Annotated in this window: 27 protein-coding genes; 12 read left to right on the top strand and 15 right to left on the bottom strand. The window is 60.4% G+C overall.

Going from position 1 to position 13,094, the window contains the following annotated elements; translation table 11 throughout:
- On the bottom strand, positions 1-1,338 hold the full coding sequence (locus SynRS9907_RS07630; protein ID WP_188020562.1) for a 1-acyl-sn-glycerol-3-phosphate acyltransferase: 1,338 nt from the start codon (positions 1,336-1,338) through the stop codon (positions 1-3).
- Between the two features lie 32 nt (positions 1,339-1,370).
- On the opposite strand from SynRS9907_RS07630, the gene SynRS9907_RS07625 reads away from it, so the two are divergent.
- On the top strand, positions 1,371-2,195 hold the full coding sequence (locus SynRS9907_RS07625) for a metal ABC transporter permease (protein ID WP_188020561.1): 825 nt from the start codon (positions 1,371-1,373) through the stop codon (positions 2,193-2,195).
- A 32-nt stretch (positions 2,196-2,227) separates the two neighbouring features.
- Here the strand turns inward: SynRS9907_RS07625 and SynRS9907_RS07620 are convergent, their stop codons facing one another.
- The 5 genes from SynRS9907_RS07620 to SynRS9907_RS07600 are packed head-to-tail and all read right to left on the bottom strand — an operon-like array spanning position 2,228 to position 4,344.
- Positions 2,228-2,383 (bottom strand): hypothetical protein, encoded by a 156-nt coding sequence (locus tag SynRS9907_RS07620; RefSeq protein WP_188020560.1) that lies wholly within the window; start codon positions 2,381-2,383, stop codon positions 2,228-2,230.
- A 13-nt stretch (positions 2,384-2,396) separates the two neighbouring features.
- Positions 2,397-2,597, bottom strand: a complete 201-nt coding sequence (locus tag SynRS9907_RS07615) for a hypothetical protein (protein WP_006851769.1) — start codon at positions 2,595-2,597, stop codon at positions 2,397-2,399.
- A gap of 55 nt (positions 2,598-2,652) precedes the next feature.
- Positions 2,653-3,441 (bottom strand): ABC transporter ATP-binding protein, encoded by a 789-nt coding sequence (locus SynRS9907_RS07610; protein WP_188020559.1) that lies wholly within the window; start codon positions 3,439-3,441, stop codon positions 2,653-2,655.
- On the bottom strand, positions 3,431-3,862 hold the full coding sequence (locus tag SynRS9907_RS07605) for an NUDIX hydrolase (RefSeq protein WP_188020558.1): 432 nt from the start codon (positions 3,860-3,862) through the stop codon (positions 3,431-3,433). The genes SynRS9907_RS07610 and SynRS9907_RS07605 overlap by 11 nt, the downstream gene beginning before the upstream one ends.
- Positions 3,859-4,344 carry a hypothetical protein gene (locus tag SynRS9907_RS07600; RefSeq protein ID WP_255445821.1) on the bottom strand — a complete coding sequence of 162 codons (486 nt, stop codon included), beginning with the start codon at positions 4,342-4,344 and terminating at the stop codon, positions 3,859-3,861. Before SynRS9907_RS07600 ends, SynRS9907_RS07605 begins: the two co-directional genes overlap by 4 nt.
- A 50-nt stretch (positions 4,345-4,394) precedes the next feature.
- Here SynRS9907_RS07600 and SynRS9907_RS07595 point away from each other — a divergent pair, with 50 nt between their 5' ends.
- Positions 4,395-4,586, top strand: coding sequence for a hypothetical protein (locus SynRS9907_RS07595; protein ID WP_188020556.1), 192 nt, complete (start codon positions 4,395-4,397; stop codon positions 4,584-4,586).
- On the opposite strand, the gene SynRS9907_RS07590 is transcribed toward SynRS9907_RS07595, so the two are convergent.
- A complete protein-coding gene (locus SynRS9907_RS07590) occupies positions 4,570-4,755 on the bottom strand; it encodes a hypothetical protein (protein WP_114989374.1) in 186 nt (61 codons plus the stop codon). The genes SynRS9907_RS07595 and SynRS9907_RS07590 overlap by 17 nt on opposite strands.
- A 146-nt stretch (positions 4,756-4,901) precedes the next feature.
- Here SynRS9907_RS07590 and SynRS9907_RS07585 point away from each other — a divergent pair, with 146 nt between their 5' ends.
- The 6 genes from SynRS9907_RS07585 to SynRS9907_RS07560 all read left to right on the top strand — a co-directional run bounded on the left by SynRS9907_RS07585 (position 4,902) and on the right by SynRS9907_RS07560 (position 7,521).
- Entirely contained in the window at positions 4,902-5,315 is a 414-nt protein-coding gene (locus SynRS9907_RS07585; protein WP_188022393.1) for a hypothetical protein, read from the top strand.
- Positions 5,312-5,533, top strand: coding sequence for a chlorophyll a/b-binding protein (locus SynRS9907_RS07580; protein ID WP_115009146.1), 222 nt, complete (start codon positions 5,312-5,314; stop codon positions 5,531-5,533). Before SynRS9907_RS07585 ends, SynRS9907_RS07580 begins: the two co-directional genes overlap by 4 nt.
- A 3-nt stretch (positions 5,534-5,536) precedes the next feature.
- Positions 5,537-6,193, top strand: coding sequence for a methyltransferase domain-containing protein (locus tag SynRS9907_RS07575; protein WP_188020555.1), 657 nt, complete (start codon positions 5,537-5,539; stop codon positions 6,191-6,193).
- 78 nt (positions 6,194-6,271) lie between these two features.
- Positions 6,272-6,454, top strand: a complete 183-nt coding sequence (locus SynRS9907_RS07570) for a hypothetical protein (protein WP_006851627.1) — start codon at positions 6,272-6,274, stop codon at positions 6,452-6,454.
- The gene (locus tag SynRS9907_RS07565; RefSeq protein ID WP_188020554.1) at positions 6,436-7,158 is read left to right on the top strand and encodes an esterase; all 723 of its coding nucleotides are present in this window, start codon (positions 6,436-6,438) and stop codon (positions 7,156-7,158) included. Before SynRS9907_RS07570 ends, SynRS9907_RS07565 begins: the two co-directional genes overlap by 19 nt.
- 18 nt (positions 7,159-7,176) lie before the next feature.
- Positions 7,177-7,521, top strand: a complete 345-nt coding sequence (locus SynRS9907_RS07560) for a molecular chaperone DnaJ (RefSeq protein WP_188020553.1) — start codon at positions 7,177-7,179, stop codon at positions 7,519-7,521.
- Positions 7,522-7,546: 25 nt separating this feature from the next.
- Here the strand turns inward: SynRS9907_RS07560 and SynRS9907_RS07555 are convergent, their stop codons facing one another.
- Together SynRS9907_RS07555 and SynRS9907_RS07550 are read right to left on the bottom strand one after the other, a co-directional pair.
- Positions 7,547-7,669, bottom strand: a complete 123-nt coding sequence (locus SynRS9907_RS07555; protein WP_006849913.1) for a hypothetical protein — start codon at positions 7,667-7,669, stop codon at positions 7,547-7,549.
- Positions 7,666-7,806 carry a hypothetical protein gene (locus SynRS9907_RS07550; RefSeq protein ID WP_188020552.1) on the bottom strand — a complete coding sequence of 47 codons (141 nt, stop codon included), beginning with the start codon at positions 7,804-7,806 and terminating at the stop codon, positions 7,666-7,668. The genes SynRS9907_RS07555 and SynRS9907_RS07550 overlap by 4 nt, the downstream gene beginning before the upstream one ends.
- A gap of 474 nt (positions 7,807-8,280) precedes the next feature.
- Between SynRS9907_RS07550 and SynRS9907_RS07545 the strand changes: the two genes are divergently transcribed.
- The gene (locus SynRS9907_RS07545) at positions 8,281-8,430 is read left to right on the top strand and encodes a hypothetical protein (protein WP_186510432.1); all 150 of its coding nucleotides are present in this window, start codon (positions 8,281-8,283) and stop codon (positions 8,428-8,430) included.
- Position 8,431: 1 nt separating this feature from the next.
- Here SynRS9907_RS07545 and SynRS9907_RS07540 read toward each other — a convergent pair whose 3' ends face one another.
- From SynRS9907_RS07540 to SynRS9907_RS14035, 6 genes are all read right to left on the bottom strand, one after another.
- Complete coding sequence (locus tag SynRS9907_RS07540) at positions 8,432-8,686, bottom strand: hypothetical protein (protein WP_188020551.1); 255 nt, start codon at positions 8,684-8,686, stop codon at positions 8,432-8,434.
- Positions 8,687-8,703: 17 nt separating this feature from the next.
- Positions 8,704-9,057, bottom strand: a complete 354-nt coding sequence (locus SynRS9907_RS07535; RefSeq protein WP_188020550.1) for a hypothetical protein — start codon at positions 9,055-9,057, stop codon at positions 8,704-8,706.
- 247 nt (positions 9,058-9,304) lie between these two features.
- The gene (locus SynRS9907_RS07530) at positions 9,305-9,865 is read right to left on the bottom strand and encodes a DUF1543 domain-containing protein (RefSeq protein ID WP_188020549.1); all 561 of its coding nucleotides are present in this window, start codon (positions 9,863-9,865) and stop codon (positions 9,305-9,307) included.
- A complete protein-coding gene (locus tag SynRS9907_RS07525; protein WP_188020548.1) occupies positions 9,862-10,260 on the bottom strand; it encodes a hypothetical protein in 399 nt (132 codons plus the stop codon). The genes SynRS9907_RS07530 and SynRS9907_RS07525 overlap by 4 nt, the downstream gene beginning before the upstream one ends.
- A gap of 25 nt (positions 10,261-10,285) precedes the next feature.
- Positions 10,286-10,486 (bottom strand): hypothetical protein, encoded by a 201-nt coding sequence (locus SynRS9907_RS07520; protein ID WP_255445820.1) that lies wholly within the window; start codon positions 10,484-10,486, stop codon positions 10,286-10,288.
- Between the two features lie 319 nt (positions 10,487-10,805).
- Complete coding sequence (locus SynRS9907_RS14035; protein ID WP_255445819.1) at positions 10,806-11,267, bottom strand: hypothetical protein; 462 nt, start codon at positions 11,265-11,267, stop codon at positions 10,806-10,808.
- Between SynRS9907_RS14035 and SynRS9907_RS07505 the strand changes: the two genes are divergently transcribed.
- From SynRS9907_RS07505 to SynRS9907_RS07495, 3 genes are all read left to right on the top strand, one after another.
- The gene (locus tag SynRS9907_RS07505) at positions 11,251-11,493 is read left to right on the top strand and encodes a hypothetical protein (RefSeq protein ID WP_255445818.1); all 243 of its coding nucleotides are present in this window, start codon (positions 11,251-11,253) and stop codon (positions 11,491-11,493) included. The genes SynRS9907_RS14035 and SynRS9907_RS07505 overlap by 17 nt on opposite strands.
- 316 nt (positions 11,494-11,809) lie before the next feature.
- Entirely contained in the window at positions 11,810-12,634 is an 825-nt protein-coding gene (locus SynRS9907_RS07500) for a PfkB family carbohydrate kinase (RefSeq protein WP_188020545.1), read from the top strand.
- A gap of 63 nt (positions 12,635-12,697) precedes the next feature.
- A complete protein-coding gene (locus tag SynRS9907_RS07495; protein WP_188020544.1) occupies positions 12,698-12,994 on the top strand; it encodes a hypothetical protein in 297 nt (98 codons plus the stop codon).
- Positions 12,995-13,094 lie beyond the last annotated feature (100 nt).

Below are 13,094 nucleotides of genomic sequence, written 5' to 3'. Positions count from 1 at the left end.
TCAGGTGGACGTGTTTGTCATCAGCGTGTTGAGAGCCTGCTCCAGGTCCTGCATGAACACCTGTATGGCCTCTCGTCGGTTGTTGCGGTACTGACTCAGTCTGGGTCTGACTTGCAACGCCCGCCCAAGACGTAATTCCACCCGTTGTGGGCCGAGGCTGGGCTGACCCTTCCAGGGCCTGTCTTCGATCCAGCCGATCGCTTCCTCCACCAGCAGCAACATCTCGGCAAAGCGGTCAAAGTCGGGTCGATCACTGATGTAATGACCACTCACGCTGGTGAAATGCTCCACCAGTCGCATGCGGGTGAGTTGGAGGTCGGCTTCCCGTGCCTCCCAGTCCGCCAGGCTCCGCTCCAGCGGCGGCAGCTGATCAACACCCTCCCTGTAGATCCGATCCCAGGCGGCCTGCTCGATCCGGCGGCAGCGCTCCTGAAGATTGCCGACGGCACGCAGGCCGAAATGGGTCTCGGCTTTGGCCAGGCCATGCCGGCGGTAGGCATCAATCCGTTCGCTGAAGGTCTGAGCTGGGTCGGGCTTCAGCCGTTCGAGCTGCTCAAGGGCTTTGAGCAGATTCATGCCGATCTGGATCAGCCGGTCGTGGCTGGTGGTCTCGGGATTGTCCGGGCCGGCGTCGGTGCAGTTGATGCCGAGATGGCGTTCGAGGGACGCCAACCGCGCCTGCAGGGCGATCCAGTTGGGGTGCCTCCAGCTGTAGTGAATGCCGATGGGCAACACCACCAGTGGCCGCTCGTCGTTGGCTTTCTCCAGATCCTCCGCGGCCCAGAACGCCAGCTGGGCCACCCCCGGCTCCAAGGGCGCCATCTCGCCTGAGAGGTTGTTGGTGGCTCCTTCCGGTGCCACCACCAGCGGGTAGCGCCCCCGGGCTAGAGCCCCGCGGGCCTGGGCCAGCGCTGGGCGATCCAAGCGGCCGCGGTGGATGGCGATGCCGCCACTGCGTTGCAACAGCCAGCCGATCACCGGGCCAGCCCAGATCGGAATGCCGCGGTCGTAGAGAAAGCGCAGTTGGATGGGTCGTAGCAGCCGCAGCTTGAGCCGCCGTGCTGCCTGGGGAATGCCGTTCCAGAACAGATCCGCCATCACCACCGGATCACGGGTGCTGGGGTGCCGAAAGGCGATCAGCAGATTGCAGCCCCCCGACTGCTGGGCTGCAAAGGCCTCGGCCAGGGCTTCTGCTGCATCACGGTGGCTCAGCTCAAGGCCCTGACTGCGGAAGAGCAGCGGAAGCAGGCGGCTCACCACGGCCTGAACCATCCGGCTGGGACGGGTGGGCAGCCGGCGCAGTGCGGGACGAGCGTTCTGGGTGGAGGCGCGGGGCATCGAACCGACTGCAGCGCGCCCATACTGATCCGATGGAGCTTTTGCTGGAACCCCTCAGTCACGCCTTCATGGTGAAGGCGTTGATGATCAGTGCCCTGGTTGGGGGTGTTTGCGGGCTGTTGTCCTGCTTCATGACCCTGAAGGGATGGGCGTTGATGGGTGATGCCGTCTCTCATGCGGTCCTCCCTGGTGTGGTGGTTGCCTACGCCCTGGGCCTTCCCTTCTCCCTGGGGGCGTTCGTCTTCGGTGTGGGCTCCGTTGCCGCCATCGGCTTTGTGAAGCAGAAGTCGAGGGTGAAGGAAGACACCGTCATCGGGCTTGTCTTCACCGGTTTCTTCGCTCTGGGGCTCGTGCTCGTCTCCAAGACGCGCAGCAACATCGATCTCACCCACATCCTCTTCGGCAATGTTCTGGGGATCTCAGCGGGGGACGTTCAGCAGACCCTGGTGATTTCGGTGCTGGTGCTGCTGCTGCTGCTGTTGTTTCGGCGGGACCTGATGCTCTTCTGCTTCGATCCCACCCACGCCCGATCGATCGGGATCAACACCGGACTCCTGCACTACATGCTGCTGGGACTCCTGTCCCTCGCCGCCGTTGCTGGTCTGCAGACCGTGGGAATCATCCTGGTGGTGTCGATGCTCGTCACCCCCGGTGCCACGGCCTATCTGCTCACCGATCGGTTCGACCGGATGACGCTGCTGGCCGTCACCAGCAGCATTCTCTCCAGTGTGCTGGGGGTGTTCATCAGCTACTGGACCGACAGCTCCACCGCCGGTTGCATCGTGCTGGCGCAAACCGCGCAATTCGTGCTCGCCTTCCTGCTCGCCCCTGGGCAGGGGGTGCTGCGGCGTCTCTGATCAGTTGATGAGTGGATGAGTGGATCAGTGGATCAGCGCTCGTCGTCGTCCCAGTCGTAGGTGTCGTTGAAGCGCTGAACGCCGGCTTCTCGAAAGTGAAAGTCCTTGGCGGAACGACCCTGATCAGATGCCGTTCGCTTGGAACCGTCCTGGTCCCAAGGCTCGCGGTAATCAAGATCGTCCCGCATGTTCTGGAACGCCTCAGGAGGCTTCGCTGTCATCCCACTTGGCTTTGCCATCCAGCAGCTCGATCAGCTCCTGGAGCTTGCCCATGGTGACGCGCACATCGGCACCGTCGGGCAGAACACCATCAGCCACCACGTTGTAGTGGTCACGGCACTGGTTGCGCAGCTCCTGCAGGCGCTTCTTGGTGATGGTCTTTTTCTGTTCTGCCGTTGCCATGGCGATTGCGTGGTCTGGCCCTCATCCCTAGCAGAGCAGGGTTCTGCCGAAGGATCTACCCCGGAAGAACCTGGCGAAACCCATGGGCTTCCACCACGTTGAGCGGGGTGTTGAACAGTTCACTCAGCTCGGCGGGCCGCAGCATCTCCCGTGGGCTTCCATCCCCAACAAGACGTCCCTGTGCCAGAAACAGCACCCGTTCCATCTCTGGAACGATCGTGTCCACCCGATGGGTGACCTGCACCACGGTGGTTCCCGCTTGGATCAAGCGCCGCAGGATCGCTAGCAACTGATGGCAGGCCTGGAGGTCGAGGGCTCGGCTCGGCTCATCCAGCACCAGCACTTCGGGTTGGTGAACCAGGGCGCGAACGATCAACAGGCGGCGCCGCTGTCCGTCCGATAACTCTCCGCAGCAGCGTTCACGGATGCTGTGGAGGTGCAGTTGATCGAGCAGATCCCGCGCCTGCTCCCATTGCCGCGCGCTGGGCTTCTGATCCCGGCCCAGCCGGGTGGCCCCAAAAAAATTGCTCACCACCGCCTCTTCAACAGTTGTTTTGGGATGAAGCCGCTGTTCCATGTCGCTCGACACCACCCCCAGCCGGTTGCGCAGCGCCCAGAGGTTCACCGTATCGCTGCCAAACAACCGCAGATGAGCGTCGGCGCGAACGATGGGATACAGGCTGCGGTCGATCAGTTTCACCAGGCTGCTTTTGCCTGCGCCATTGGGCCCCAACACCGTTGTGGACTGCCGCAGTTTCAATTGCAGGTTGAGGTCGTGCAGCACCGGGCGATCGCCCAGCCATGCCTCCACATTGCGTAGATCCAGCCAGGTTTCAGTGGTCATGGCCCTCCTGCAGCAACCGATCGATCACGATCGAGAGGCGCGGCGCGACGGGCCGGAGCTCCTGCTGCCGCTCACTCCAGATGGCGTCACCCACCAGATCACTGAGGGGCACCAACTTCATCTCCTGGCCCTCCTTCAACTGCAGTTGGCTCAAGGGCACGCTGAGCGTTCCACGGAACACGTGGGCCACCCGGTTGCCGCTGTCATCGCTGAACCATGGTTCGAGCGGCACGCTGGGTGACCAATCGATCTCCTCCTGCAATTCGCGGTGCACGGCTTCGCTGGCTGTTTCTCCCGGATCAAGATGGCCGCCAAACAACCCCCAGTGGCCCGGATAAATGATCGAGTCGATGTCGTCGCGCAGTTGGAGCAGCCATCGGCCTTCCCGCTCGAGCATGGCCAGGGCGACGGCGGGCTTCATGACGCCTCCTTTGTCTTGCGGGACCACTGGGCCAGTCCACCGCCCCGCCCCCGCGCTGTGAGTGTTCCCTGCTGCTCGTTCAGTTCAATCAGGGCAAAGAAGGGCAAGCGTTGGGGTTCCGGTGACGGCAGGCTTCGCTGCAGCAGCACCTGATCGGACCAGCTCAGCTCCAACGACGTGAAGCTGAACATCAGCAGTGGTCTGGAACCCTTCAGCTGGGCCTGGCCGCTGAACCGCAACCGGAAACCGGCCAGGCAGACCTGATTCACGATGCTCAGGCCCTGGTCGCCGTGGCTCAAGGTCAGGCTGGCCTGCAGCCAACGCAGCAGCGTTGCGGTGCCGGGCGTCGGTGGATCCCCACTGCGCGTCCAGGTCTGCTGCAACATCCAGCAGCCCGGCAGCTGCTCGATCTGAATGCCGCTGCCCTCACGGCGGCTCTGGTCTTCCCTCGCCAGAAGAGCTGCGGCAGGAGAACCAGGCAAGGCTGAGATCATGGGGCTCTGCAACACCCCCATCTTTTCGGAGTCGGCCCATGCAGCGCGACAAGCGCCGGACACCTCCCATAACGGACCTGCTTCTACGGGGACTGCGCATCGGGGCCAGCACCGTTGCCCTGGTGGAACTGCTGCGCAGTGATTGGATCGGAGGGGGGCTCGCCAGCTTGGCCTGGCTGGTCTTCGTTCAGGTGGAGCGTCGCCGGGCGCCGCTCAAGCCTCGGTCCTGAGGATCGAATCGATGCAGTTCGGGTGTTGCCGGATATAAGCGTTGAACTCCATGGCCAGCAGACGGGCCTCAAAGGCATCGGTGGCGTAGAAGCAGGATTCCAGCTTTTCTCCGTTGGAGGTCTTGTGTCGGACGGTGTAGGCAGCCCGTCCCTGAGCAATGCTGGCCATGGACTGATGAAACAGTGGTTTCAAGCTGGCACTCCTGCCCTGAGGAATTCCATAACCATTCATTCATGTTTGCGTTTCAACGCTTCGTAAAGCTGTTTGAAGCGACCGACAGTCCGTCTCACCTCTCTGCCCGCATCCCGCTGCCCATGGCCTCCCCTGCTCTGGCCTTCAACGTTGCTCTCGCGTCATTCCTGTCCCTGATCGCAGGGCCTGTTCAGGCGGAATGGCAGCCGATGCAGGAGCCGGCGGTTTGGCAATCCCGTCGCGGCGATCTGCTGCCGGGCGACGGCTGGATCTTCATGGAAGCCCTCGACACCCCCGCGATCAAGGCGGCTGAATACATCCGGGCCCCCAAGAGCGTGGACGGTTCCGTTGAGGTGGAAGCAGGCCTGCTGATTCAGCGCGCTGGCCAGGACCGGTGGACCCAACGGGTTCTGCCGATGCGAGCCAACTGTGCCAAAGGTCGGCTGGAGCAACGCCAGGCCGATGGTGCCTGGACCGTCTACCCCGGTCGCGATGGAACCGTGGTTAAGGTCCGCTGGATCTGCGCATTGCGATGAGTCGGCCTGCTTTTCGTTACGAGGAACCGGAACGCTTCGGCGAGTCGCTCACCACAGCACGCCCCTGGAACCGGTCTGCCCTGACCGATGTGGAGCGGCTCAATGGCCGGGTGGCCATGCTCGGTTTCTTGGCTGCCGTGGTGCTTGAAAAAGCCACGGGCTTGGGAATCGCGGGTCAGCTTGGTGCAGCTCTGCGCTGGTACCTGCAGCTGGGTTGATCGATGACGGTTGTTCCTGTTCTGAAGGACTCCCAACGCTTCAAGTTGGATGCCACCGACGACGCGATCTTCTACAGCGAGCCGCGTTTCGTTCACCATCTGGATGCGGGTTTTCGTGCTCGGCTGACGGCCCTCTACCGCGAGCGCATTCCTCCCTGTGCCCAGGTGCTGGATCTGATGAGCAGTTGGGTGAGTCACCTGCCGGACGATGTCAGTTACGACAACGTCATCGGCCATGGCCTCAATACTGAGGAGCTGAGTGCCAACCCCCGCTTGGATCGGCACTGGGTTCAGAACCTCAACCGCGACCAAACCCTCCCGGTTGAGGATGCATCGATCGATGCCACCTTGATCGTGGCCGGTTGGCAGTACCTGCAACAGCCCGAGCCGATCGCCGCTGAGCTGTGGCGGATCACCCGCCCCCGGGGCCAGGTGATCGTGGCGTTTTCCAATCGAATGTTCTTCACCAAGGCTCCCCAGGTCTGGACCGACGGTGATGACGGTGATCACCTGCGTTATGTCGCTGAGGTGTTGATGGCCCAGGGCTGGCCCCAGCCGGAGATCGTTGCCGAAGACACCCGCGCCGAGGGTGTGATGGGCTTGTTCGGTGGCAAGGGAGATCCTTTCTTCGCCGTCGTGGCCGAGAAACCTCTCTACTGATTCCTCGACTTTCCTTTGCCTTGCAGGGATGGACGTTGTTCTGAATTGCGGCAGCGTGAGGCGAGAACCAGGATCTCCATGAGCTTCACCCTTCCGGGTCTTCTCCTCTGGCGCTTCAGGATCGTGTTGATCGGTCAGCAGGTGGTTCTTGAGGCTTCGTCTGAGGATCAACAGCTGAGCACGGTTCTTGAACCTGGTGGAAGCCGCATTCGGCGTGGCTACGACCTGATCAAGGCTCCGCAATGTGCGTTGATTCGGTGAGCAGCACGTCTCGCCTCAACCAGCCCGTCGTCATCTTTGGTGGCTTTCTGATCACGCAGGAGGCCTATCGCCCCCTCGCTGATTGGATTGATCAGGTCACCGGCGCTGCGGTGCACATCGTGCCTGCGTCCAAATTGGATTGGCTGGCCACCAGCTGGGGTTTCGGTTGGCGTCGCCTGCTTGATCGCGTTGATGCCGCTGTGTGTGAACTTCAAAGCCAGTCGCCTACAGGGCGCGTCACGTTGATTGGTCACAGCTCCGGCGGGGTGATGTTGCGGCCCTATCTGGCTGATCAGACCTTTCTGGGACGCCGTTACAACGGTGCAGCCCGCTGCAATCGCCTGATCACGCTCGGCAGTCCCCATCAGGCCCTGCGTGCCACACCGCTGCGGGCTCGTGTGGATCGTGAGTTTCCGGGTTGCCCTGAAGCCGATCGGGTGGACTACGTCGCGGTTGCGGGTCGGCTTGATCCGCTGGGAGCGAATGCATCCAATTTTTCGCGCCGCAGCGCTGCCCGCAGCTATCGCCAGATCATGGGCGACCCGGATCTGCAGGGGGACGGTCTGGTTCCCCTTCCATCAGCTCTGCTGCGGGATGCCCGGTCGATTGAGCTGGCTGATACGGCCCACGGCGGATTGTTCGGCCAAAGCTGGTACGGCTCCACCGATCGCATCGAGCGCTGGTGGCCGCAGCTCGGAGATTGAACCAAGCAATCAGGCATTGTGGCCTGCTTCGGCGATCAGCTTGTGCAGGAATCGAAAGGGTTTGGGGGTCAGGCCACGTCGGCCAAACGCAAATCCAGCAAGAAGCGCAAGCCGGGAACGTCAAACCATCGCCGTGATCAATGCCCGATGGGGCGCGACCCCGGCCTGGAGGCGATTCAGGCCAGACAGTGCCTCGGCCTGCCGCTCACTGGGCGGTTAACCGTTGCCCAGGTGAAGCGGGCACACAAGCTTCTGGCTGTTCAACACCATCCCGATAAAGGGGGCGACCCTGAAGTGATGACACGGTTCAACACCGCCCGCGATGTGCTGCTTGAGCCCGAGATGGAGATGCTTGCTGCCTGACGCCCTTGACGTGCGTCCAAGTGGTTCAGCTGCCGCTGCTGCGGCCCAGCACAAGCCAGGTGATCAGCATCAAGCCACTCAGGCTGACCACGGTGTAGATCCAATCGGCGTATGGCGTCCAGAACAGTCCCGCAACCGGGGCTGTCATCGGTCCCAGACCAGCAGGAGCACCACAAACAAGGCCCCGAACACGAGGAAGGGTGTGAGCAGCGTCAGCAGAGACTGTGTTTCGATCGTTCCGGTTGCAGCAAGCGGATCATCCGGCGGTCTGTTTTGATCTGTCAAATCTCCGTTCTTCACTGAGATTGAGGCCAGAGCTCGCGGCCAATCAACCTTCATCGGGATCGAGCAGTGGGATGAACAACCGTCAGCGTCAAATTCTTGTTGCTTTTTCGGCCTCGATGGGGCTTGGCTTGCTCGGCGGGTTGGCGTTCAACGTCACGTCCCAACTGACCCGGCCCGGCAAGATTGACTTGGGTCCGGCATCGCCGGGAGGGCCTGGCCAATCTCCTGCGTTGCCCGAGCAGAACACAGGCTCATCCGATCCAAGCTGTGTTGTTCCTCCTGGAGGTGGTCCGCCTGTCACGACGAATTTCCAGCCCTGTTGATTGCATCGTGAGGACGGGTTTTGTGGCCAGAGTTTCAAAAGAAAAGATAAAAAAGTGCTCCAGTGATACCCAGAATTGTTTCGGTTGTTCGCTCGGATACCGAAGTTGAAGGCCAGCTGAGGTGATTGTTTGCTTCTCTTCCAGCCCATGCATGAACAGCGATCAGCGTCTCAGTTATCTGCACTTGATGAACAAAGCAGCTGAATCGGAAGACAGACAGAGCTATTTCTATTACCTCAAGCTGGCTGAACAGACACTCCAACGCCAGGACCCCGAGGTGATCTGGAAGCCTGCGGGTTGATTCAGCGAATCATGTTGGCCTTGAAAAAACCGAATCCAAGGCCAAAGGATGAAGATTGATCGCGATGCAGCGTGACTGAAACATCGAAATCGAGAAGATCGGATTGTTCGATGTCTTCACGCTTCAAGTTGTGAGCATTCTCCGCTTCGAAGCCATCGATGATTTCATCGCGATTTCTTTCCAGGTAATCCACCACCTGCTTCAGCACATGGTCGCGCCAGGCCTCGCTGGCGTCTTTGCTGATTCGATCAGACATGGTGGAAGACGCAGTGTCTAGAGATGGAACCCGTGCCCAACATGGACGCGGCTGCCCTGGTGATGCGGGTGAACCGGAACCATCCAGGGCGTTGGGGTGACGATGACGCGCCGGGGCCTCGGTGAAACCATGAGGCCGTACAGCGGGGAATAGCTGCGGTAGTGCCTTCGGTAGTGGGGGCGGTAGCTGTTTTCGATGGCCTTTCTGTAGCCATGCTTGTAGCCCCTGTTGTAGGCCTTCTTTTTTTTGTTTTTGCGGGAGTGGTGGTGGTGATGGTGATGAGCACTATGGGCTTCCACAGCAGGACTCAGACCGATACCAGTGATGACCACCACGAACGCAGCGATGCCAAGACGTTGAACAAGCGACATGGGGCGTCGATGGACTGAGGAAAACGTATTTCGGCTCTGCCTGGTGAACGTGACAGCATCTCGGCCAGATGTGACTGGATGCGTCTTGAGGGCGTGATTCCCTACTCGGTGTCTGTGCGTTGTTCGAGCACGAAACGCAGGGCCCACAGTCCGGCGTAGGAGCCCGTCAGCACGAGGAGGATCAAGATCAGCACGACACATCCTCAACGTGGTGGTTTGTTGTAGCTGAGCCGTGTTGGTTCTGTGGTCAGATCTTCCAGTAGCCGTACCAATCGGGATGGGCTGGGCCATCGTCAACTTGGCCGTCGTCAACTTGGCCACCCGCGATCAGTTTCAAGTGCCACTGGCCATTGCCGTGAATCGGCAGCAGATCATCGAGCGCGCTGTCCATTTCGACAGGGTGAAGATCGTCCTTGTGCACCTGCTCCTGTCCGTTCAGCCAACGCTGCCGTGCCCGCGCCTTGGCGGAGGCTGAAGAACGGGCCACGATCACCCCGAAGGCATGCTGTTCTGCCATCGAGGTGGGGTCATAGGCGCCAAGGTTGACGAACCACAGCTGCGGACCGTCAACACTGGATGGATCCTGCGCTTGCTCAACAACCTCAACGCGATAGCCATCGACATGGTCGATGCAGCGGTAGCTGTCGATGTGCAAGCCGCGGCGGAGGCCGATCCATTCCTGCCGCAGCGCCGGCAGCGTTGCGTCGATGGTCTCGCCCACGACCCAGCGAACATCGTGCTGCTCCACATGGCAGCCCTTGCAACGGCCCCCCAGCACCACCAGGAACAGCTTCTTGGCGCTGCTCATCGCTGGGCCTGTGATGACGCGTCGGCATGCGCGACGACGGCACGGCAGTGGGCGATGAACTCCTCGCCGTTCCTCTCCCCTTTGGCTTCCTTGGTCTGCAGGCTGAGAATCTCAAAGGTTGCGGTGGTGCTGCTGCTCACCGGGGAGACGGTCGGACTGCGGCCTCCATCATGAAGGCGATTGTCCAGTGGCAGTCCGTCGTAGGGATCGGTGCCGTCACAACGTTGAAAGGCTGCATGGATGGCATCGATGGCCTCCCTCACCTGATACGTCGCCCCTCGCTTCCTGGCGCGCTTGGTGATCGTCACCGCCGTGCGGTTCAGCAGCCGCTTGTAGCTGTCGGGGTCGATGTCCAGCCAGCTGGGGGGCGTGACCGACAACGGATTGCGTTCCATGCACCCCTTTGGTGGCTCCAGGTGTTCAGACTTTTTCGAGCCAGGCCACAAACAACCGGCGGATTTCCTCTTCGTTGGTCACCCGTTCGCTCAGAGAGGCCGTGACTGCGCCGGGGTGCTCGCGCTGCACGATTTGCTCAGCCTCGTAGGCGTCCGCCGCTTCGACAGGCTTGAAGCCAGCATCAACGGCCGCTGGAGCGCAATAGAAGACGGGGTAACGGCTCATCGGGTTGCTGCAACCTCCAACCGATAGCAACGATTCTGCGATCGAGGGAATGGCTGTGGGGAGCTTGCACCCACATCTGTTGAGTTCAGGCATCTTTCTTAAGTCCTGAGCCTCAACAGGTGCTGATCCATACCTTTGGTGGTTCTTGCTGAGGAACCGTGGCTTTTGATTCTGGAGATAAAACGGATCGCTTCATTGCCGCGGCCAAGACACGGGCGGAAGCTGCATTGAACGAGCCGGCACCAAAACTGACGGCCTTGAAAAAGGGAATGTTGGAGTCGCTGCGACGGGGTGGAAGGCCCGTGCGTCATGGCTGAGCTCAGCGCATGAGCAGCCAAACGGCCAAAGCACCGCAACCAAACCCCTTGATGAACTGGGCCCAGGTGAGCCCGTAGGTATCGAGGGAAAGCGTTCTCATCATCAGATTCAGAACCTCTTTGTGTTTCCGAATCAAGGGTGAGCTGTTGGCCGTGTTCAGTTGCGGAATCTGTTTGAGCTTGATCTTCCCGAGCTTGGCCAACGTTGCTGGTCGCGTGTGCTGCTGGAGCATAAGGCGCGCCTGTTGGTCCGAAACGAACAAACCTTTCTTGGGTTGCTGTTCATCGGGTGACACGTTGCTAGGCAGTGGAAGCCCCTCCAATTGATTCATCTTGAAAAGAGTCGTCAGTCTGTCGACGGGATTCCTGGTGAGTGCACTGCTGGTGTCCCCCGCTTTTGCCCAAAAGGTTTCGAAAGAAAACGTCCGTGCGCTGAACACCGCCAGGATGCAAGCTGAGTCCATCAACGGTGGACTCAACAACTACAGAGCTTCGAAATGCATGTACGCCACCGGTAAGGGAGGTGGCAACTGCTTGAAGAATGCAAGCGATGGCTACCTGTTCGTGTTTGATGGTGGCTCTCCAGGCTGGCAAGAGGCTGGTGGTCAACCCACTGTTGAAACTGAAATTCTTGTCTCTCGAGATGGAGCTTCGGTTGTTGATGTTATCTACAACGGTTCACCGCGTTAATTGAAGAATCTTTCCAAGAATGTGGTTTGAATGGCCCCGCTGCTCAGGCGGGGCTTTTTTGTGGCTTGATTGAGCTCCATATCATTCGGGCATTCGAAGAACTGCAATCGGTCTAAATAATAAATCGACTGGAAGATGTGAATCCCAGGAGTGCACAAGATGCTGTGAATACAGGGGTTCATCTCATCAAATACAGCAAGAGAAAAACTCATGCAAACGATAAATATCGGTCTGAGTGTCTCGTTCTCCATCCGCGTCCATTCTGTTGTTGAGCCGTTCCTGCAGAGAGGATGGGGCCCAGCAGCTTCAACGGCCCTTGTCTTCCGGCTCATCCCTGCCTCCCCTGCGCTTGGCCGTTGTGGGTCATGTGGAATGGGTGGAATTTTTGGCGGTGGATCAGTTGCCCCGCCCCGGGGCCATTGGTCACGCCTTGCAGACTCTGCAGGAACCCGCTGGTGGTGGAGCCGTCGTTGCGGTGCAGATGGCACGGTTGCAGCAGCAACCCGTCCAGTTCTTTACGGCTTTAGGTCGCGATTCGGTCGGTGAAGCCTGCGTCAAGCGACTCGAGGATCTGGGCCTTGAGGTTCATGTCGCCTGGAGGGAGGTGCAAACCCGTCGTGGCGTGAGCATGGTTGATGGTGAGGGGGATCGGGCGATCACGGTGATCGGCGAGCGGCTCACCCCATCACTGGCTGACGACCTTCCCTGGAACGCCCTTGGCCAATGCGACGGCCTGTTCGTCACGGCAGCTGATGCTTCTCTGTTGAAAGCCTGCCGTTCTGCTGCAGTTCTGGCGGCGACCCCGCGCGTTCGTTTGCCCGTGCTTCAGCAGGCCGGGGTGCCCCTCGATGCCTTGATCGGCAGTGGCCTTGATCCGGGTGAACGGGTGGAGTTGGGGCAGTTGAATCCAGCTCCCCACACAGTGATTCGCACGGAAGGTGCCGCAGGCGGCATTAGTCATCCAGGCGGCCGCTATGACCCATCACCCCTTCCGGGGCCCTTGGTCGAGAGCTATGGCTGCGGCGACAGCTTTGCGGCGGGAGTGGTCACAGGTCTTGCGGCGCGCTGGCCCCTGGCGGAGGCCATCGCTTTGGGTGCCCAGTGTGGTGCTGCCTGTGCGACGCGATTTGGGCCCTATTGATGAGTGCTCGCCACGCGCGATGGCTCTCAAGATCGACAAAAATGCACCGAAACACCAGTTGTTATGGCGCCCACCAAAAGAGAGATCCTTGCCGCATCGGCAGGCTGGGTTGCCGTCACGTTGAACGTGGTTCCGGGCTTGGGTGCCGGCTACCTCTATCAGCGCCGCTGGAAGGCGTACTGGATCACGTCTGCTTTGGCGACGACCTGGTTCGTGCTGGGTGGAGTGCTGGGACAGGGGGCTGAGGCTGCCGAAGAAATCCAAAACCAATGGATTGGCTTGCTTGGGCTCGTTGCTCTCGCAGCTGGAACAGCAGTAGAGGCTGGGCTCGCAGTGAAGAAATCGCGTCAACAGAACTGATCCGGGTTGAGGCCAGAACACTCAGCTTCGGAACAGATTGACTTCAGGTTCCCCGGTCTCCTCGCCTGGGTATTACCGGCCTCAGCGACATCTGCCCTTG

The organism is Synechococcus sp. RS9907, from assembly GCF_014279615.1.
Lineage (GTDB): Bacteria > Cyanobacteriota > Cyanobacteriia > PCC-6307 > Cyanobiaceae > Parasynechococcus.
This window is presented reverse-complemented; position numbering and strand designations above follow the sequence as displayed.